The organism is Methylobacterium sp. D53M (genome assembly GCF_053345625.1).
In genome coordinates this window covers 721,190-740,938 of sequence record NZ_JBKFAL010000001.1, presented here as the reverse complement: position 1 = coordinate 740,938, position 19,749 = coordinate 721,190, and the positions used below count along the sequence as shown (strand labels likewise).

The 19,749-nt window shown below is 70.6% G+C and carries 18 protein-coding genes; 13 read left to right on the top strand and 5 right to left on the bottom strand.

Annotated features, from left to right (window positions below; genetic code table 11):
* Positions 1–9: 9 nt before the first annotated feature.
* Complete coding sequence (locus tag ACLBYG_RS03495; RefSeq protein WP_447680600.1) at positions 10–1,743, bottom strand: patatin-like phospholipase family protein; 1,734 nt, start codon at positions 1,741–1,743, stop codon at positions 10–12.
* A gap of 210 nt (positions 1,744–1,953) precedes the next feature.
* On the opposite strand from ACLBYG_RS03495, the gene ACLBYG_RS03490 reads away from it, so the two are divergent.
* The 4 genes from ACLBYG_RS03490 (at position 1,954) to mmsB (ending at position 7,178) form a co-directional block, all read left to right on the top strand.
* A complete protein-coding gene (locus ACLBYG_RS03490; RefSeq protein WP_020093489.1) occupies positions 1,954–2,703 on the top strand; it encodes an SDR family oxidoreductase in 750 nt (249 codons plus the stop codon).
* Between the two features lie 543 nt (positions 2,704–3,246).
* Entirely contained in the window at positions 3,247–4,320 is a 1,074-nt protein-coding gene (gene chvE, locus ACLBYG_RS03485; protein WP_447680599.1) for a multiple monosaccharide ABC transporter substrate-binding protein, read from the top strand.
* Positions 4,321–4,419: 99 nt separating this feature from the next.
* Complete coding sequence (gene mmsA / locus ACLBYG_RS03480; RefSeq protein WP_447680598.1) at positions 4,420–5,955, top strand: multiple monosaccharide ABC transporter ATP-binding protein; 1,536 nt, start codon at positions 4,420–4,422, stop codon at positions 5,953–5,955.
* Positions 5,952–7,178: a multiple monosaccharide ABC transporter permease gene (gene mmsB / locus ACLBYG_RS03475; protein ID WP_447680597.1), complete on the top strand. Its 1,227-nt coding sequence runs from the start codon at positions 5,952–5,954 to the stop codon at positions 7,176–7,178. Before mmsA ends, mmsB begins: the two co-directional genes overlap by 4 nt.
* A 184-nt stretch (positions 7,179–7,362) precedes the next feature.
* Here mmsB and ACLBYG_RS03470 read toward each other — a convergent pair whose 3' ends face one another.
* Positions 7,363–8,334, bottom strand: a complete 972-nt coding sequence (locus tag ACLBYG_RS03470) for a polyprenyl synthetase family protein (protein ID WP_026604982.1) — start codon at positions 8,332–8,334, stop codon at positions 7,363–7,365.
* Positions 8,335–8,369: 35 nt separating this feature from the next.
* Here ACLBYG_RS03470 and mtgA point away from each other — a divergent pair, with 35 nt between their 5' ends.
* Both mtgA and ACLBYG_RS03460 read left to right on the top strand, forming a co-directional pair.
* Positions 8,370–9,140 carry a monofunctional biosynthetic peptidoglycan transglycosylase gene (gene mtgA / locus ACLBYG_RS03465; protein WP_447680686.1) on the top strand — a complete coding sequence of 257 codons (771 nt, stop codon included), beginning with the start codon at positions 8,370–8,372 and terminating at the stop codon, positions 9,138–9,140.
* 62 nt (positions 9,141–9,202) lie between these two features.
* Positions 9,203–9,847 (top strand): hypothetical protein, encoded by a 645-nt coding sequence (locus ACLBYG_RS03460; protein WP_091680081.1) that lies wholly within the window; start codon positions 9,203–9,205, stop codon positions 9,845–9,847.
* 49 nt (positions 9,848–9,896) lie between these two features.
* Here ACLBYG_RS03460 and ACLBYG_RS03455 read toward each other — a convergent pair whose 3' ends face one another.
* The gene (locus ACLBYG_RS03455; protein WP_447680596.1) at positions 9,897–11,135 is read right to left on the bottom strand and encodes an argininosuccinate synthase; all 1,239 of its coding nucleotides are present in this window, start codon (positions 11,133–11,135) and stop codon (positions 9,897–9,899) included.
* Between the two features lie 212 nt (positions 11,136–11,347).
* On the opposite strand from ACLBYG_RS03455, the gene ACLBYG_RS03450 reads away from it, so the two are divergent.
* The 7 genes from ACLBYG_RS03450 to ACLBYG_RS03420 all read left to right on the top strand — a co-directional run bounded on the left by ACLBYG_RS03450 (position 11,348) and on the right by ACLBYG_RS03420 (position 18,243).
* On the top strand, positions 11,348–11,974 hold the full coding sequence (locus tag ACLBYG_RS03450; RefSeq protein WP_020093497.1) for a 2-hydroxychromene-2-carboxylate isomerase: 627 nt from the start codon (positions 11,348–11,350) through the stop codon (positions 11,972–11,974).
* Between the two features lie 129 nt (positions 11,975–12,103).
* A complete protein-coding gene (locus ACLBYG_RS03445) occupies positions 12,104–12,802 on the top strand; it encodes a DsbA family protein (RefSeq protein WP_056522497.1) in 699 nt (232 codons plus the stop codon).
* A 216-nt stretch (positions 12,803–13,018) separates the two neighbouring features.
* Positions 13,019–13,591, top strand: coding sequence for a F0F1 ATP synthase subunit delta (locus tag ACLBYG_RS03440; protein WP_447680595.1), 573 nt, complete (start codon positions 13,019–13,021; stop codon positions 13,589–13,591).
* 54 nt (positions 13,592–13,645) lie between these two features.
* Positions 13,646–15,178, top strand: a complete 1,533-nt coding sequence (atpA, locus tag ACLBYG_RS03435; RefSeq protein ID WP_354454275.1) for a F0F1 ATP synthase subunit alpha — start codon at positions 13,646–13,648, stop codon at positions 15,176–15,178.
* Between the two features lie 135 nt (positions 15,179–15,313).
* Complete coding sequence (locus ACLBYG_RS03430; RefSeq protein ID WP_103985306.1) at positions 15,314–16,204, top strand: F0F1 ATP synthase subunit gamma; 891 nt, start codon at positions 15,314–15,316, stop codon at positions 16,202–16,204.
* Between the two features lie 42 nt (positions 16,205–16,246).
* Positions 16,247–17,701: a F0F1 ATP synthase subunit beta gene (gene atpD, locus ACLBYG_RS03425; RefSeq protein ID WP_020093502.1), complete on the top strand. Its 1,455-nt coding sequence runs from the start codon at positions 16,247–16,249 to the stop codon at positions 17,699–17,701.
* A 140-nt stretch (positions 17,702–17,841) separates the two neighbouring features.
* Positions 17,842–18,243, top strand: a complete 402-nt coding sequence (locus tag ACLBYG_RS03420; protein ID WP_020093503.1) for a F0F1 ATP synthase subunit epsilon — start codon at positions 17,842–17,844, stop codon at positions 18,241–18,243.
* 7 nt (positions 18,244–18,250) lie between these two features.
* On the opposite strand, the gene ACLBYG_RS03415 is transcribed toward ACLBYG_RS03420, so the two are convergent.
* Both ACLBYG_RS03415 and ACLBYG_RS03410 read right to left on the bottom strand, forming a co-directional pair.
* The gene (locus tag ACLBYG_RS03415) at positions 18,251–19,489 is read right to left on the bottom strand and encodes a CCA tRNA nucleotidyltransferase (RefSeq protein WP_447680594.1); all 1,239 of its coding nucleotides are present in this window, start codon (positions 19,487–19,489) and stop codon (positions 18,251–18,253) included.
* Positions 19,486–19,743 carry a DUF6111 family protein gene (locus tag ACLBYG_RS03410; RefSeq protein WP_020093505.1) on the bottom strand — a complete coding sequence of 86 codons (258 nt, stop codon included), beginning with the start codon at positions 19,741–19,743 and terminating at the stop codon, positions 19,486–19,488. Before ACLBYG_RS03410 ends, ACLBYG_RS03415 begins: the two co-directional genes overlap by 4 nt.
* Positions 19,744–19,749: the final 6 nt, after the last annotated feature.

The following is a 19,749-nucleotide window of genomic DNA, read 5'->3' as shown; positions in this document are numbered from 1 at the left end:
TGCACCCGTTCAGCGCATCGGATCGAGCCAGCGCGCGAGGGTCCCGGTCGCGATGCCCGCGCGGGTCTCCCGGTAGCCGAGCTCCGCCGATTCCCGGAAGCGCGACCACGCCCGCAGGTCGATGCCGGAGAGCTGCGGCTTCAGCACGGCGGTCGCGTGGGCCGCCGCCATCAGGCTCTGCGCGTCGCTCGACACGGTGGCGGCGCGCAGGAGCAGCGGGGCCAGGCCCGGCATCGCCAGCGGCGAGCCGATCAGTCTGCGCATGAGCCGGCCGCTCCACCCGCGCCGCGGCATGTCCTGGAACGCCCGGTCGGTCCCGACATCGACGGCCAGGACCGGTCCGCGCTCCAGCCCGGCGGCGACGTCGGCCGGCAGGTTGTTCATCATGCCGCCGTCGACCAGGACGCCCTCGTCGCACAGCACGGGCGGCAGGAGGCCGGGGATCGCGATGCTGGCGCGCAGGGCCTTCGGCAGGTCGCCCGAGCGGTGCACCATGGTGTTGCCGGTCGTCAGGTTCGACGAGACGCAGAAGAACGGCAGCCAGAGGTCCTCGATGCGCACGCCGCCGTAGCGCGCCGCGAGGCCGGCATCGACCTTGGCGCCGCGGGTCAGCGCGTGCAGCGGCAGCGTGTAGTCGTTGATCGGGTTGCTGGTGGCGAAGAACGCCTCGATCTGGGCCTGGATCTCTGCGACGCTCCAACCCATGGCGAGGCTCGCCGCGATGATCGCGCCCATGCTGGTCCCGCCGACGAAGTCGGGCGCGCAGGAGACCTCGTCGAGGGCCTTGAGCACCCCGAGATGGGCGAGCCCCCGCGCCCCGCCGCCGCCGAGGACGAGGCCGCGCGCCGATCCGCTGGCGAGCCGCGCGAGGCGATGCAGATCCCCCCGGTCGCCGTCCCGGACCTGGATGCGCATCGCCGCGGGCAGCGCGGCGACCTCCGGATGCAGGGCCCTCGGGCGCCGGGCCGCGGGGTCCTGGCGCACGACGAGGTCCATGCGGATCCAGTCGGAGCGCACCCGGTCGAGATAGGCCGCCGCGCCCGGCCGCGGCGGCGCGCCGGGCTCGGCGAGGAGCAGGACATGGTCGCCCCGCCGCTGGCTCTGCCGGCACCAGGGGCAGTCGATGTCGTGCGCCGCGAAGATCGTGCGCGCGTGGGCGCCCTCGAAGGCCTGGAACCACGCCTCGTCGGCGCCCTCCGGCCAGTCGGTGAGGCAGCCGGTCTTCCCGGGCAGCAGGGCGTCGAAGGCGGCGGCGAGCTGCCGCGCCACCCGCGCCGGATCGGGCCCCTCGGTCACGGCCAGGATCGTGAAGATCCGCGGTGCGTGGTGGACCGAGTGGCCGTCGTAGATCGCCCGCAGGCGGTCGGCGAGCATCCGGGCGAAGTAGAGGAGTGTGTGCGGGTGCTCGGCGATCACCGCCTCGAAGGCCCCGCGGGTGAGTTGCAGGAGGTGCGAATCGCGCAGCGCCATAACGGTCGCCGCCCGCGGGGCGTCCGACAGCAGGGCCATCTCGCCGAAGGTCTCGGGCGGCCGCAGGCGCGCGATCCGGGTCGGCCGCCCGGCATGGTCGCGGGCCGAGACGCCGACCGCGCCGGAGACCAGCGTGTACAGGGCGTCCCCGGTCTCGCCCTGCTCGAACAGGGTCCGGCCGCCCGGCACCGCCACCGGCACCATCCGGGCCCGCACGGCCGCGACCGCCGGCGCGTCGAGGCCGGCGAGGAACGGGATCTCGGGGGCGCTCACGCCGGGACCGCCGCGTCGCTCGTCCCGCGCAGGCCTGCCGACGAACCCTGCCCCATCGTTCCGTTCCCGTCCCCGTGTCTTTCGACCACCATAGCGCATGGCGGCCGCCGGTACGCCCCGTGACCGCGGCCCGCATCTGAAACGCCGACGCCTTCGCGCGGCGGCGGCCATCCGCTACAGGCGGTGAAACACCGGAACCGGGAGGAACGCATGTCGGGGCTTGAGCGGATCGCGATCGTGACCGGGGCCGGGACGGGTGTCGGCAAGGCCGCCGCCCTGGCGCTCGCCGATGCCGGATGGCGCGTCGTCCTCTCGGGGCGGCGTCAGGCTCCCCTCGAGGAGGTCGCCGCGCGGATCGGGCACGGGGCCCTGGCGGTCCCGACCGACGTGACCGATCCCGACTCGATCGCCGCCCTGTTCGCGCGCACCAAGGCGGAGTTCGGCCGGCTCGACCTGCTGTTCAACAATGCCGGGATCGGCGCTCCGGCGGTCCCGCTGGAGGACCTGCCCCTCGAGACCTGGCGGCAGGTGGTCGACACCAACCTCACGGCGCTGTTCCTGTGCACGCAGCACGCCTTCCGGATCATGCGCGACCAAGATCCCCGGGGCGGCCGGATCATCAACAACGGCTCGATCTCGGCCCACGCGCCCCGACCGAACTCCATCGCCTACACGGCGACCAAGCACGCCGTGACCGGGCTGACCAAGGCGACCTCCCTCGACGGCCGGGCCTACGACATCGCCTGCGGCCAGATCGATATCGGCAACGCCGACACGCCCATGGGCGGCAAGATGAAGGCCGGCGTCCCGCAGGCGGACGGCTCTCTGCGGGCCGAGGCGGTGATGGATCCGGACCATGTCGGCCAGGCCGTGCTGTCCATGGCGAGCCTGCCGCTGGAGGCCAACGTGCAGTTCATGACCATCATGGCCACCAAGATGCCGTTCGTCGGCCGCGGCTGAACCAACGCCGTTTCCGGGCCCGCGCGGCGACGCCCCGCTGAACTGCTTGGCGGTGCGGACACGCGATCCGGCCTGCCCTGATCCGATCGAGCGGACCGGTCATGGCCGCCGTGCCGATCGGCCGGCCGCGCCCCGTGGCCCACCCGACCCCATCGCGCCGAGCGGCGATCGAATCCGGGCCTGAATCCGCGGCCGGCTCCACACACGTCTCAGGCCGCGCTTCGCGACGGCGCCCCGCGCGCGCCGATTGACGGCCCGTTCTATAACTCATACAAATCGAACGCTCGAGCTTCGCGGGCGCGGGCTCAGCCCTCGAAGAGGCTGCCGGCGGCGCCCGTATCGCGCCTCTGCCTGCCAACCCGGCCAAGCTTGCCGGATCGGCTCCCGCATGGGTATTCGGTCGGGCAGTAAATGGGTGTTGGTCATAGACTGGGTAAGTCCAACATCGCGTTGTAACTATAAAAATTTTCAATCGGCAATAACGGGAGCGCGGACTCGCTTCGATTGAAGTCGAAGTCCGGCCGCGAAGCGATAGGGGGGATTATGATCGCCAGGCAGACGGTTCTCAAATACATCCTGGGCTTGTCGCTCCTCGGCGTGTCCGCCGCGACATCCGCGCAGGCGGCCGGCGGGGATCCGATCGGGGTCGCCATGCCGACCAAGTCGTCGCAGCGCTGGATCGACGACGGCAACAACATCGTCAGGCTTCTGAAGGCCAAGGGCTACAAGCCGGATCTACAATACGCGGACGACGACATCCCGACCCAGCTCGCCCAGATCGAGAACATGCTCACCACCGGCGTGAAGATCCTGGTGATCGCTTCCATCGACGGCACGACCCTCAGCGATGTGCTGTCGAAAGCGAGCGAGCGCGGCGTCAGGGTCATCGCCTACGACCGGCTCATCCGGGGGACGCCGAACGTCGATTTCTACGCCACCTTCGACAACTACAAGGTTGGCGTTCAGCAGGCGACATCCATCGTGGACGCCCTCGGCCTGAAGGACGGGAAGGGGCCCTTCAACATCGAGCTGTTCGGCGGTTCGCCCGACGACAATAACGCATACTTTTTCTACGACGGCGCCCTGTCGGTGCTGAAGCCCTACATCGACGCGAAGAGGCTCGTTGTGCGCTCGGGCCAGTTCGGCATGGACAAGGTGTCCACCCTGCGCTGGGACGCCGCGACCGCCCAGGCGCGGATGGATAACCTGCTCTCGGCCTATTACGGCAACGCCCATCTGGATGCCGTGCTCTCGCCCTACGACGGCATCTCCACGGCGATCCTCTCGTCGGTGAAGAGCGTGGGCTACGGGTCGGGCGGCGTGAAGCTGCCGGTGATCAGCGGCCAGGACGCCGAGCTGCAATCGGTCAAATCGATCATCGCCGGTGAGCAGACGGCGACGATCTTCAAGGACACCCGGGACCTGGCCAAGGTGACGGTGGCGATGATCGACGCCATCGAGGCGGGCCGACAGCCCGAGGTCAACGACGTGAAGACCTACGATAACGGCAAGAAGATCGTCCCGTCCTACCTGCTCACGCCGGTGATCGTTACCCGGGCCAACTGGAAGCCGGCCCTGATCGACACGGGCTACTACACGCTCGACCAGCTCAAGTGACCGATGCCGGGGTGGAGCCCGGTCGCTCCGCCCGATCCGATCCCCGCCGCGACGACTGTCGCGCGGGCCGAACGTGCAGTCCGAGCTGGTAGGCGCCGCATGCAGCCCGTTCTCGAGATGCGGGGAATCACCAAGACCTTCCCCGGCGTGAAGGCCCTCGCCGACGTCAACCTGACGGTCGAGCCCGCCGAGATCCTCGCCCTGGTCGGCGAGAACGGCGCGGGGAAGTCGACGCTGATGAAGGTGCTGAGCGGCGTGTATCCCTACGGGTCGTACACGGGCGACATAACCTACGAGGGGCGGCCGGGCCGCTTCCGGGACATCACGGACAGCGAGCGCCTCGGCATCGTGATCATCCACCAGGAACTCGCCCTGGTGCCGTACCTGTCGATCGCCGAGAACATCTTCCTCGGCAACGAGCCGGCCCGGTTCGGGGTCATCGACCGGGATCGTGTCCAGGCCCGCGCCCGCGCGCTGATGGCGATGGTGGGGCTCGACGAGAGCCCCGACACCCTCGTCACCCATCTCGGGGTCGGCAAGCAGCAGCTCGTGGAGATCGCCAAGGCGCTCTCCAAGGAGGTGAAGCTCCTGATCCTCGACGAACCGACCGCGTCGTTGAGCGAGACCGACAGCGAGGCCCTGCTGCAGCTCCTGCTGCGCTTCAAAGCGCAGGGCATCGCCTCGATCCTGATTTCCCACAAGCTCAACGAGATCGCCAAGGTGGCCGACCGGATCACGGTCCTGCGCGACGGCAGCACCGTCGAGACCCTCGACTGCCGCGGCGGCGCGATCGACGAGGACCGCATCATCCGGGCGATGGTCGGCCGCACGCTGGAGAGCCGCTACCCGGTCCGCACGCCGCGGATCGGAGCGGTGCTGATGGAGGTGCGCGACTGGACGGTCCACCACCCCGTCCACGCCGACCGGGCGGTGGTGCGCGACGTCGACCTGAGCCTGCGCCGGGGCGAGATCGTCGGGATCGCGGGCCTGATGGGCTCGGGCCGGACCGAGCTTGCCATGAGCCTCTTCGGCCGGTCCTACGGCCGGGACATCCGGGGCACGGTCCGGATCGAGGGTGTCGAGGTCGACGTCTCGACGATCGACCGGGCGATCGCGGCCGGCCTCGCCTACGTCACCGAGGATCGCAAGCAGCTCGGGCTCGTGCTGGGCGAGGACATCGCCCGGAACACCACCCTGGCGAACCTGCCCGGGATCTCCACCGCCGCGGTGATCGACGAGGCGGCCGAGCACCGGGTCGCGACCGGCTACCGCACCAAGATGCGCATCCGCTCCGTCGGGGTGACGCAGCAGACCGTGAACCTGTCGGGCGGCAACCAACAGAAGGTCGTGCTGAGCAAGTGGCTGTTCACCCGGCCCAAGGTGCTGATCCTCGACGAGCCGACCCGCGGCATCGATGTCGGCGCGAAGTACGAGATCTACAGCATCATCAACGAGCTGGCCGAGGACGGCCGCGGCGTCCTCCTGATCTCCTCGGAGATGCCGGAACTGCTCGGCCTCTGCGACCGCATCTACGTGATGAACGAGGGGCGCTTCGTGGGCGAATTCGACCGCGCCGAGGCCAGCCAGGAAGCGATCATGCGCGCCATCATGCGCTCCAGGGGGCCGAACGGATGACCGACATCACAGTGAGCAAGTCCATGAGCCCCGGCAGCGAACTCATCCCGGCCGCCGCCGCGGGCGAAGTCCGGGCCGGGCGCGGCCGCCTGCCGATGGCGCAGCTGCGCGCCTACGGGCTCGTCGTCGCGCTGGCGGCGATCACGCTGTTCTTCGAGGTCGCGACGGGCGGCGTCCTGTTCCAGCCGCTGAACCTGACCAACCTGATCCTCCAGAACAGCTACGTCGTCGTGATGGCGCTCGGGATGCTGCTGGTCATCGTGGCCGGGCATATCGACCTGTCGGTCGGCTCGGTGGTCGGTTTCGTGGGGGCGCTCGCCGCCCTGCTGATGGTCCGCTTCCACGTCGACCCGTTCTCGGCCGCCCTCCTGTGCCTCGCGGTAGGCGCGGTCATCGGCGGTCTACAGGGCTACTTCGTGGCCTACCTCGCCATCCCGAGCTTCATCGTCACCCTGGCCGGCATGATGGTGTTCCGCGGCCTGACGCAGGTGCTGCTTCAGGGGGCCTCCATCGGACCGTTCCCGGAGGTGTTCCAGCTCCTCGCCAAGGGCTTCCTCGTCAACGGCGCCGGACCCTGGACCGCCGTCCTGATCGCCGCCGCGCTGGTCGCGACGCTGACCGGGCTGAACTGGCGACGGCGGCAGGCTCGGCTGCGGAACGAGAGCCCGGCCGAGTCCCCGGCGGCGTTCATCGGCCGCAACGGCGTGACCGCCATCCTGATCCTGGCCTTCGCCTGGCAGATGAGCGCGTACCGGGGCCTGCCCAATGTGCTCCTCGTGCTGCTGGCGCTGGTGACGCTCTACGGCTTCGTGACGACGCGGACGACGATCGGGCGCCGGATCTACGCGCTGGGCGGGAACATCAAGGCCGCGCGCCTCTCGGGCATCAAGACCGAGCGGCTGACCTTCCTGACCTTCGCCAACATGGGCGCGCTGGCGGGCCTCGCCGGCATGATCTTCGTCGCCCGGCTCAACACCGCGAACTCGAAGGCCGGCGTCGGGATGGAGCTCGACGTGATCGCGGCCTGCTTCATCGGCGGCGCCTCGGCGGCGGGCGGCATCGGCAAGGTCTCGGGTGTCGTGATCGGCGCCTTCATCATCGGCATCATGAACAACGGCATGTCGATCCTGGGGATCGGCGTCGACTGGCAGCAGGTGATCAAGGGTGTCGTCCTGCTCGCCGCCGTGTGCCTCGACGTCCACAACAAGACCAACCGGCTCTGACCGGCGCCGCGCGCTCCGCGGTCCTGCCTCCGGTTCGGATGGCCCCGATCGGGACGGCGCGGGTCCGCCTCGCGGAGGGTTTCGATCCGGCGGAGCCGCGATCGCTTGTGGCGTGCCCCGCGTGGTCGTGGCGCAGTGTTCGCGGAGGTCGGGCCGCCGGGCCCGGCCCGGCCGCCCGGCGCGATCAGGTCTTGCGGGCGACCGTGAAGCGGGCGGCGTCGCGCAGGACGCGGGCGCCCTCCCCCCAGGACGACACCGCGTCCTCGCAGACGCCGACGAGGCGGTCGCACTCGGCGCGGGCCCCGTCGATGCCGAGACGGTCGACGAGCGTCGCCTTGCCGGCATCCTTGTCCTTGCCGGTGGCCTTGCCCATGGCCTCGGGCGAGGCCTCCCGGTCGAGGATGTCGTCGGCGATCTGGAAGGCCTGCCCCAGGGCGAGGCCGTAGCGCAGGAGTGCGGCCTGCTGGTCCTTGTCGGCACCGCCGACGATCGCGCCGGCCTCCACCGAGAAGGCCAGGATCGCGCCGGTCTTCATCGCCTGCATCCGCAGGGTGTCGTCCACGTCCATGTTGGCCGCACCGAACCGGCCCTCGGCGGTGAGGTCGAGGAGCTGGCCGCCGACCATGCCGCCGAGGCCCGAGGCCCGGGCGAGGCCGAGCACGAGGTCGGCGCGGATGCGCGCATCCGGCTGCCAGGTCGGGTCGGCCACGATCTCGAAGGCCAGCGTCTGCAGGGCGTCGCCGACGAGGATGGCGGTGGCCTCGTCGTAGGCCTTGTGGACCGTGGGCTTGCCGCGGCGCATGTCGTCGTCGTCCATCGCCGGCAGGTCGTCGTGGACGAGGCTGTAGCAGTGGACCAGCTCGACGCCGGCGCCGGCCGCCAGCGCGGCGGCCTCGGAGCCGCCGAGCATCCGGGCGGTCTCGATGGCCAGGAACGGCCGGAGACGCTTGCCGCCGCCGAGCACGGCGTGCCGCATGGCCTCCATCAGGCGGGGCGGCCGGGCGATCTCGCCGGCGCCGACCGCGGGGCCGAGCCGCTCGACCAGGAAGGTCTCGACCGTGCCGGCGACCTCCGTCAACCTGTGGGTAAAATCGGCGGCCGGCGTGACTGCCTTGACCGAACCGGTCGGTGCCTGCGTTGAGGGGGTCGGGGTCATCGGGCTTACGTCCGGTCCTGGCCTTGCGAAAACCAATCGGGTGTCAGTTGGGCGGGGACGGACTCACGGTGGACGGGGCTCGACGCAGGCGGGAGACGGCAGGTCGCGACCTCCCGCTCGCGCGCCCGCGCCGTTCCCGTCGCGTCCGACAGCTTGTGGGAGCGCTGCTGCTGCTCCCCGCCGCCGGGTTCGTCCTCGCGCTGACGTTGGCGCTCGTCTATAGCGCGGTGATGCCGCCGTCGACCCTGATGCTGGGACGGTGGTTGACGCTTCAGCCGGTGAGTCGGGATCCGGTCCCGCTCTCCGCCATCGCGCCGGCCCTGCCGCAGGCGGTGATCGCCTCGGAGGATCAGCGCTTCTGCCTGGATCACGGGGTCGATTTCGGCGCGATCCGCGACGTGGTCGAGGACGAGGATTCCCCGAGCCGCGGCGCCTCCACGATCGCCATGCAGACGGTGAAGAACGTCTTCCTGTGGCCCGGCCGCTCCTACATCCGGAAGGCCATCGAGATCCCGCTGGCGCTGGCGCTCGACACGCTCTGGGGCAAGCGCCGTATGATGGAGATCTACCTCAACGTCGCCGAGTGGGGCGACGGGATCTACGGCGCGCAGGCCGCGAGCCGGCACTGGTTCGGCAAGGACGCGAGCCGGCTGACCCGCAACGAGGCCGCCCTGCTCGCCGCCGTGCTGCCGAACCCGATCACCCGCAGCGCCGGCCGGCCCTCCCCCGGGGTGCGCCGCCGGGCCGCGCGGATCCAGGCGATGATGGGACAGATCGACGGCCTCACGGGCTGCTTGCGGCGGTAGCAGGGGGCGACTCGCCTCTGTAAGACGGGCCTTCCAAGCGTGAGAGCCGGGACCGATACACGATGAGCGATGCCGTCTACGACCTGAGCCTGGAGCGCATCGCCCTGATCCGCCGGATGGTCGTCGCCTGGGACGGCGCCGAGCCGGGGGCGCCGACCATCCACCCGGCCGCCCCCTATGGCAGCCTCGACCGCGACGGCGACATCGCCAACGTCACCGGCGACGACGAGGGCGCCGAGGAGGAGCACCGGTCGCTCGAGGACGGCCTCGCCGTCTTCGTCCAGAACGGGCAGCTGAAGCCGGGCCGGTACCAGTACCACAACGGTCTGGCCAAGCTCGATCCGGGCGCCGTGGGCGACGTCTTCCGGGACGCGGCCACCGGCGAGACCCCGGACCTGATCACCTTCGCGGTGACGCCCGAGCACCTCGCGCTGATCCCGCAGCTGAATATCGGGTGGAACGCCGAGCAGGGGGTACCGCGCGTCGACCCGGAACGGCCCTACGGCGCGGACGGCGCCTACACCGCGGCGATGAAGCGCCTTCTCGCCGCCGTGCCGGGCGCGGCCGCGAACGACGACGAGGACGCGGAGACGCGGCTCGTGCGCCTCCATCGCGAATTGCAGCCGGCCCTGCAGATCTTCCTGCGCTACGCCGATCTCGGGCCCGGCGACTTCCGTCGGGCCGCCGAGCGCTGGCTCCCCGCCTGACGGCTACCTCCGGTCGCGGCCGCCCGCGCGGCGGCGACCGGCACCGGGCTCAGCCCTCGCGCTTCTTGCGCTGGGCCAGGGTGCGCAGGCGCAGGGCGTTGAGCTTGATGAAGCCCGCCGCGTCGCGGTGATCGTAGGCGACGGCGCCCTCCTCGAAGGTCACGAGGTCCTGGTCGTAGAGCGAGTGCGGACTCTCGCGGCCGATCACGTGGACGCCGCCCTTGTAGAGCTTCAGCCGCACCGTGCCGGTGACCTTCTCCTGGCTCTTGTCGATCAGGGCCTGGATCATCTCGCGCTCCGGCGAGAACCAGAAGCCGTTGTAGATCAGCTCGGCGTATTGCGGCATGAGCTGGTCCTTGAGGTGCGCGGCCCCCCGGTCCAGCGTGATCGACTCGATGGCGCGGTGCGCCGGCAGCAGGATCGTGCCGCCCGGCGTCTCGTACATGCCGCGGCTCTTCATGCCGACGAAGCGGTTCTCCACCAGGTCGAGCCGGCCGATGCCGTTGGCGCGGCCGAGCTCGTTGAGCTTGGTCAGAAGGCTCGCGGGCGACAGAGCCTCGCCGTCGATCGAGACGGCGTCGCCGCGCTCGAACCCGATCGTGATGATCGTCGGCTGGTCGGGCGCCTCCTCGGGGGAGAGGGTGCGCGAGTAGACGTAGTCCGGCACCTCGACGGCCGGATCCTCCAGCACCTTGCCCTCCGAGGAGGCGTGCAGGAGGTTGGCGTCCACCGAGAACGGGCTCTCGCCGCGCTTGTCCTTGGCGATCGGGATCTGGTGCTGCTCGGCGAAGGCGATGAGCTGCTCGCGCGAGCGCAGGTCCCACTCGCGCCAGGGCGCGATTACCGTGACGTCGGGCTTCAGCGCGTAGTAGCCGAGCTCGAACCGGACCTGATCGTTCCCCTTGCCGGTGGCGCCGTGGCAGACCGCGTCGGCGCCGACGCGCTCGGCGATCTCGATCTGCTTCTTGGCGATCAGCGGCCGGGCGATCGAGGTGCCGAGCAGGTAGACGCCCTCGTAGACGGCGTTCGCCCGGAACATCGGGAAGACGTAGTCGCGGACGAATTCCTCGCGCAGGTCCTCGATGTAGATGTTCTCGGGCTTGATGCCGAGGAGCTCCGCCTTGCGGCGCGCGGGCTCCAGCTCCTCGCCCTGGCCGAGATCGGCCGTGAAGGTGACGACCTCGCAGCCGTAGGTGGTCTGCAGCCACTTCAGGATGATCGATGTGTCGAGGCCGCCGGAATAGGCCAGCACGACCTTCTTCACGGGGCTCTTCGCGGGGACGGACATGGGACTTCCGGAACTGGGCGAGGGATCTGGCTCGGCGTCTGCGGCTTATCGCGGGTGTCACCGGCCTGCAACCGGCGCGCCGCCTCGCGCGTAGCCGAGATGCCGGAGGATCGGCCGCGTTTCGCCTCACGACGGCCTTGCGGTTGTGTCAGAAACGGCGCGGGCGTTGCAGGTCGTCATCGCCGCGAGAGTGCATCGGAGAAGCGAAGTCTATGGCGCGCCAGCCAATTCTGGAGTTCTGGTACGAATTCGCCTCCACCTACTCCTACCTCGCGGCCATGCGCGTCGAGGCCGCCGCCGCCGAGGCGGACGTGGCGATCCGGTGGCGCCCCTTCTTGGTCGGGCCGCTCTTCGCCGCGCAGGGCTGGACCACCTCGCCGTTCAATCTCTACGCGGCCAAGGGCAAGAACATGTGGCGCGACGTCGAGCGCGAGGCCGCGCGCCTCGGTCTGCCGCCGGTGACGCGCCCCGCCCAGTTCCCGCAGAACAGCCTCAGCGCGGTGCGGGTCGCGATCCTCGGTCAGGACCAGCCCTGGCTGGTCCCGTTCTCGAAGGCGGTCTTCACCGCGAGCTTCGCCGAGGGCCGCTCGATCGCGGAGCCGGCGGCCGTCGCGGAGATCCTCGATTCGCTCGGGCTCGACGGCACGCAGACCGTGCGGGCCGCCGCCGCCGAGGCCAACAAGACGAAGCTGCGGGTCAGCGTCGAGGAGGCGCGCTCCCGCGGGATCTACGGGGCGCCGACGTTCCTGGCCGACGACGGCGAGCTGTTCTGGGGCAACGACCGGCTCGAGCAGGCCCTGGCCTGGGCGACCGGCGACCGGCCGAAGGGGCTGCGCTAGGCCGCGCCCGCCCCGCGGTCGCGCGACGTTCACGGCCGCTCGGCCATGAAACCGACTCGACCCCCTGGTTCTGGTCCGGCTCCGCTTCGGCGCGGCCGGAGCGGGACAGCGATGCCCCGGACGAGTCCCATGCCTGTTTCGAAGCCTGTCTCGCGACGTCTCCTGCTCGCCGCAGCCGCCACCTTCGGTGCCGGCCTGACCGGCGCCTCCGCGCAATCCTACGGCCAGCGGGTCGCGGTGACGGGCGACGACGGGCGCGCGGTGGCGAACTCGATCCTGCCGGGCGAGATCACCGGGCAGATCCCGGCCCTGCGCGGCGTGACCTATGTCGGGCCGCGGGATGCCGGGACCACGCTCTACGAGTTCTTCGACTTCAACTGCCCGTACTGCCGGAAGGCGGCCGCCGACGTGGTCGCCCTGCACGACAGCGATCCGGAGCTGCGGATCGGGCTTGTCCACAACCCGATCCTGTCGCCGCAATCCGCCCAGGCCGCCAAGGTGATGCTGGCGGTGCAGCGCAAGCTCGGCTCCGAGGCCGCGTGGCGCTTCTACCAGACGCTGCTGGGCAAGCCCGGCCGCATCGACGGGCCCGGCGCGCTCGCCGTCGCCGCCACGATGGGGATCCCGCAGGCGGAGGTCGAGGAGATCGCCGACAGCGAGGAGGTGCGCGCGGCGCTGAAGAGCCAGATGCGGATGGCCGCGGATCTCGGCCTCTACGCGACGCCGTCCTACGTGATCGGCAACAGCGGGATCCTCGGGCATCCCGGCGCCGGCGCCATGGCCAAGATGATCGCGAGCGTGCGGCGCTGCGACCGGCTCGCCTGCTGAGGCGGGACCCGCGTCACACTTCCGCCGTCCTGACGCGCAGCGACGCGCGCCTGCCGTGTTGCGCGCGGCCATGCTGGCATGCTAGGCGGTCGCCGCGCCGCGAGGACAGTTCTCGACCTGTCCGTTGCCGGCGCGATCCCACGTCCCGAACGGTCTCGCACCGCGCTCCAGCCGGAGCGCGCGGAGCGGACGGGCAACCAGAGAAGAGAGCGACGGGTGGCGCAGAACGGTTCCGAGGCTGGTCCCCTGGTCGCAGGCGTGGCGGGCCGGTACGCTTCCGCCCTGTTCGAGCTCGCGCGCGACGAGCGCCAGGTCGACGCGGTCGCCGAGTCTCTCGATCAATTCGACACGCTGCTGAAGGAGAGCGCGGATCTCCGCCGCCTCGTCCGCAGCCCGGTCTTCAGCGCCGAGGAGCAGGCGGCCGCCATCGGCGCCGTGCTCGACAAGGCGGGCATCGGCGGCCTCGCCGGCAATTTCATCCGCCTCGCGGCCTCGAACCGCCGGCTCTTCGCCCTGCCCGACATGATCGACGCGTTCCGGACCCTGGTCCAGGACTCGAAGGGCATCGTGCGCGCCCAGGTCCGGGTGGCCGAGAAGCCCTCCGACGCGGTGGTCGAGGAGATCAAGGCGTCGCTGCGCGACATCGCCAAGGCCGATGTCGCCGTCGACCTCATGGTCGACCCCAGCCTGATCGGCGGCCTCGTCGTGAAGATGGGCTCGCGCATGGTCGACGCCTCCCTCAAGACCAAGCTCAACGGTATCCGCCTCGCGATGCGGGCCGCGCGGTAAGCGCCCCCATCCGACCCGAACACGCATAGACGCATCAGCGACAGAGGCCCGAGTATGGACATCCGCGCCGCCGAGATCTCCGCGATCCTGAAAGAGCAGATCAAGAACTTCGGCGAGGAGGCCGAGGTCTCCGAGGTCGGGCAGGTCCTGTCCGTCGGCGACGGCATCGCCCGCGCCTACGGCCTCGACAACGTCCAGGCCGGCGAGATGGTCGAGTTCGAGTCGGGCGTGCGCGGCATGGCCCTGAACCTCGAGCAGGACAACGTCGGCATCGTGATCTTCGGCTCCGACCGCGAGATCAAGGAAGGCCAGACCGTCAAGCGGACCGGCGCCATCGTGGACGTGCCGGTCGGCAAGGGCCTGCTCGGCCGCGTCGTCGACGCCCTCGGCAACCCGATCGACGGCAAGGGCCCGATCCAGTCGACCGAGCGTCGCCGCGTCGACGTCAAGGCCCCGGGCATCATCCCGCGCAAGTCTGTGCACGAGCCGATGGCCACGGGCCTGAAGGCGATCGACGCCCTGATCCCGGTCGGCCGCGGCCAGCGCGAGCTGATCATCGGTGATCGCCAGACCGGCAAGACCGCCATCGCCCTCGACACGATCCTGAACCAGAAGCCGGGCCACACCGCCGGCGGTGACGAGAAGGCCAAGCTCTACTGCATCTACGTCGCCATCGGCCAGAAGCGCTCGACGGTGGCCCAGTTCGTGAAGGTCCTGGAGGACCAGGGCGCGCTGGAGTACTCCATCGTCATCGCCGCGACGGCGTCCGACGCGGCCCCGATGCAGTTCATCGCGCCGTTCGCCGGCTGCGCCATGGGCGAGTACTTCCGCGACAACGGCATGCACGCCGTGATCGTGTACGACGATCTCTCCAAGCAGGCCGTGGCCTACCGCCAGATGTCGCTGCTGCTGCGCCGCCCGCCGGGCCGCGAGGCGTATCCGGGCGACGTGTTCTACCTCCACAGCCGCCTGCTCGAGCGCGCCGCCAAGATGGGCGACGCCGCCGGCAACGGCTCGCTGACCGCGCTGCCGGTCATCGAGACCCAGGCCAACGACGTGTCGGCCTACATCCCGACCAACGTGATCTCGATCACCGACGGCCAGATCTTCCTCGAGACCGACCTGTTCTACCAGGGCATCCGCCCGGCGGTGAACGTCGGCCTCTCGGTGTCGCGGGTGGGCTCCTCGGCCCAGACCAAGGCGATGAAGAAGGTCGCCGGCAAGATCAAGGGCGAGCTCGCGCAGTACCGCGAGATGGCCGCCTTCGCGCAGTTCGGCTCGGACCTCGACGCCTCCACCCAGGCCCTCCTGAACCGCGGCTCGCGGCTCACCGAGCTCCTGAAGCAGCCGCAGTTCTCGCCACTGAAGATGGAAGAGCAGGTCGCGGTGATCTACGCCGGCGTGAACGGCTACCTCGACAAGATGCCGGTGACCAAGGTCCGCCCGTTCGAGGACGCGCTGCTCTCGACCCTGCGCTCCAAGCACAAGGACCTGCTCGACTCGATCGCCGCCTCCAAGGACCTGTCGGACGAGAACGCCGGCAAGCTGAAGAGCGTCGTCGAGAGCGTCGCCAAGTCGATCGGCTGATGTGAGGCCCCTCCCCTCGGGGAGGGATCTTGGGTGGTGCCGGGGGGATCCCGGTCCCCGCCGCACCGCCCGAACTTCCGGCTCCTTCCCGCCGAGGGAAGGAGAGGCCCATAGAACGGACCTGGACCTCACCCGATGGCGAGTTTGAAGGACCTGCGCAACCGCATCACCTCGGTGAAGGCGACGCAGAAGATCACCAAGGCCATGCAGATGGTCGCCGCCGCCAAGCTGCGCCGGGCGCAGATGGCCGCTGAGGCGGGCCGTCCCTACGCCGAGAAGATGTCGGCGGTGCTCGGCAACCTCGCGGGCAACCTCGTCGGCGGCGTCGGCGCCCCGCGGCTCCTGTCCGGGACCGGCTCAGAGCAGACGCACCTGCTCGTGGTGTGCACGGGCGACCGCGGCCTCGCCGGCGCGTTCAACTCATCGATCGTCCGCCTCGCGGTGCGCGAGCACGCCCAGAAGCTCGCCGCCGAGGGCAAGACGGTCAAGATCATGACGGTCGGCAAGAAGGGCCTCGACGCGCTGCGCCGGCAGTACCGCGACCAGATCGTCGAGAGCATGGACATCCGCGGCAACCGCCCGGTGGATTACGAGTTCGCCGCCTCGATCGCCGACAAGATCCTGACCCGCTTCGAGAACGGCGAGTTCGACGTCGCGACCCTGTTCTACTCCGAGTTCCGCTCGGTCATCTCGCAGATCCCGACCGCGCAGCGCCTGATCCCCGCGGAGCTGCCGGCGGTCGACACGACCGCGAAGGCGGCCGCCGGCAACGCCGCCCTGGAATTCGAGCCGTCCGAGGAGGCGATCCTCGAGACGCTGCTGCCGAAGAACCTGACGGTGCAGATCTACCGGGCGCTCCTGGAGAACGCCGCCTCCGAGCAGGGCGCGCGCATGAGCGCCATGGACTCGGCGACCCGCAACGCGGGCGAGATGATCAAGAAGCAGACGCTGATCTACAACCGGACGCGTCAGGCCATGATCACCAAGGAACTCATCGAGATCATCTCGGGTGCGGAAGCCCTCTGAGGCACCGCGACCCGACCGCACAGCTTGAAGGGTAGGTTAACGATGGCGAACACCGCACTCCCCGGCACCGGCTCCAACAAGGTCGGCAAGATCACCCAGGTCATCGGCCCCGTGGTCGACGTGCAGTTCGAGGGCCACCTGCCCGAGATCCTGAACGCGCTGGAGACCAAGAACAACGGCGCCCGCCTCGTCCTCGAGGTCGCCCAGCAGCTCGGCGAGAACACCGTCCGCTGCATCGCCATGGACACGTCCGAGGGCCTGACCCGCGGCCAGGAGTGCACCGACACCGGCGAGCCGATCAAGGTTCCGGTCGGCATGAACACGCTCGGCCGCATCATGAACGTCATCGGCGAGCCGATCGACGAGGCCGGCCCGGTCCAGGCCGACACGTTCCGCGCCATCCACCAGCCGGCCCCCTCCTACGCCGAGCAGTCGACCGAGGCCCAGATCCTCGTCACCGGCATCAAGGTGGTGGACCTGCTCGCCCCCTACGCGAAGGGCGGCAAGATCGGCCTGTTCGGCGGCGCCGGCGTCGGCAAGACCGTGCTGATCATGGAGCTGATCAACAATATCGCCAAGGTGCACTCGGGCTACTCGGTGTTCGCCGGCGTGGGTGAGCGCACCCGCGAGGGCAACGACCTCTATCACGAGATGATCGAGTCCAAGGTGAACGTCGACCCGAAGGAGCACGGCTCCGCCGAGGGTTCGAAGTGCGCCCTGGTCTACGGCCAGATGAACGAGTCGCCGGGTGCCCGCTCGCGTGTCGCCCTGACCGGCCTCACGATCGCCGAGCAGTTCCGCGACGACGGCCAGGACGTGCTGTTCTTCGTCGACAACATCTTCCGCTTCACGCAGGCGGGCTCCGAGGTGTCGGCGCTCCTCGGCCGCATCCCCTCGGCGGTGGGCTACCAGCCGACGCTCGCCACCGACATGGGCGCCCTCCAGGAGCGCATCACCACCACGACCAAGGGCTCGATCACCTCGGTGCAGGCCATCTACGTTCCGGCCGACGACCTGACCGACCCGGCGCCCGCCGCCTCGTTCGCCCACCTCGACGCCACGACCGTGCTGTCGCGCTCGATCGCCGAGAAGGGCATCTACCCGGCCGTGGACCCGCTGGACTCGACCTCGCGCATGCTGTCGCCGGCGATCCTCGGCGAGGAGCACTACGACGTCGCGCGCCGCGTCCAGCAGACGCTGCAGCGCTATAAGGCGCTCCAGGACATCATCGCGATCCTGGGCATGGACGAGCTGTCCGAGGAGGACAAGCTGACCGTGGCGCGCGCCCGCAAGATCGAGCGCTTCTTCTCCCAGCCCTTCTCGGTGGCCGAGGTGTTCACCGGTTCGCCGGGCAAGCAGGTCGCCCTCGAGGACACCATCAAGGGCTTCAAGGGCCTGGTGAACGGCGACTACGACGACCTCCCGGAGGCCGCCTTCTACATGGTCGGCACCATCGAGGAGGCCCAGGAGAAGGCCAAGAAGCTCAAGGCCGCGTAAGACGACACCCCCTTCCCCGCGCGGGAAGGGGACAGAGGCCGCGCGGGCGACCCTGACCGGTGCCGTCCGCGCAGCCTTTTTCCGAGACGCTCCGCCCGCTTGGCGGGGCGCGCGCCGCCGATCCGGGAACACGTCAGGCCATGGCCACCTTCCACTTCGATTTCGTCGGCCCCGAGCGGACGCTGTATTCCGGCGAGGTGACCGCCGTTCAGCTGCCCGGCACCGAGGGCGAGATGACCGTGATGCCGGGCCATGCGCCCGTGCTGACCTCCCTCCGGGTCGGCGTCATCGTGATCACCGAGAGCCAGGGCAGCGGCAAGCGGATCTACGTCCGCGGCGGCTTCGCCGATATCGGCCCGACAGCCGTGACCGTGCTGGCCGAGCGCGCCGCCCCGATCGAGGAGCTGACGCACGAATCCCTCGACCGCGACATCGAGGCGATCGAGATGCAGCGCGACGCCACCGAGGACCTGCAGAAGCGCGAGGAGCTGAACGGCCAGATCGTCCAGCTCCAGGAGACCAAGGCGCTCCTGAAGCTCTGAGCCTCGTTCAGCGGGCGCTCTCCAGCGCCCGCGCCAGCAGGTTGGCCCGCGCTTCCGCGTCCGTCGGGCAGCCCCGCTCCAGCCAGATCCTCCGCGCCGCGGCCAACCCGCGCCCGATCCCGGGCCCCGGCGCCACCCCGGCCGCGACGAGATCCGCCCCCGTCAGGGGAAAGGCCGGCGACGCCCCCTCCCCCTCCAGGGCCCGCAGGGCCGCCCGCGCCGCCTCCGTCACGGCGGGCCGCGGCTCTCCGGCCAGGATCGCCAGCGCGTCGGTCAGGCACGACGGGCCGTGCTCCGCCGCCAGGGCCCGCGCCGCGACCGCGTCCAGCACCGCGCATCCGTGGAGATCGGCCAGCGCCGCGGCGTAGCCGAGCAGCTGCCCGTGCTCGCTCTTCGACAGGCGCAGCCGCTCGCGCAGCCGGTCGGCGTCGTGCCGGGCGCCGACGGCGAGGGCCGCGAGGCGCGTCACCGGAGGCAGGCCCGCGGCTGCGGCCCGTTCCAGCCGCCCGAGCTCCCCGACGCCGCCGGTGATCCGCGGCAGCAGCCCGGTCGCGCTCAGCGTCGTCACCATGGCCGGGCCGCCGGGGGCCGCGAGCAGCTTCAGGAATTCCGCGCGCACCCGCTCGCGAGAGAGCCGGTCCAGGCTGTCCCGCGCGGCCACGCAGGCCGCCAGGGCCGCGGCGTCGGGCGCGCCGGCGCCGAACCGCGCATGGAAGCGGAAGAAGCGCAGGATCCGCAGCGCGTCCTCCCGGATCCGGGTCGCCGGATCGCCGATGAAGCGCACCCGCCCGTCCGCGAGGTCGGGCCGGCCGCCCACCGGGTCGTGCAGACTTCCGTCGGCGCCGAGGGAGAGCGCGTTGACGGTGAAGTCCCGGCGCTCGGCGTCGCGGCGGAAGTCGGTGCCGAAGCGGACGACGGCGTGCCGCCCGTCGGTCTCGACGTCTTCGCGCAGGGTCGTGACCTCGACCGGCCCGTCCTCGGTCACCAGCGTGATGGTGCCGTGCTCGATGCCGGTCGGCACCGCCTTGAGGCCGGGCGCCCGCTGCGCCGCCCGCATCACCGCCTCGGGCCGGTGCGTCGTCGCCATGTCGATGTCGGCGGTCGGCGCGCCGAGGAGCGCATCTCGGACGCAGCCGCCGATCAGGCGGGTCTCCGCGCCCGGCGCGTCCAGGGCCGCGAGGACGCGGCGGACGCCCGGGCGCTCGAGCAGGGCTGCCAGCCCCGCCGGATCGAGGGCGCGGCTCACCGGAAGCCACCGGGGACGAGGCGGCCGTTCTCCATGTGGGTCGGCACGTAGCCCCCGGGACGGCGCTCCGAGAACAGGCCCTCGTAGACGAGGGTTCCGATCACCACCGCCAGCCCGGCCAGGACCAAACGGAACAGGTGCGCGTCCCAGTGCACCCGGCGCAGGGGATTGCGACCGGACAGCAGCAGGTAGACGAGGAACAGCGCGAAGGGGATGAGGAAGAGGCCGAACTCTTCGAGGATGCGGCGGAGCATGCGGTC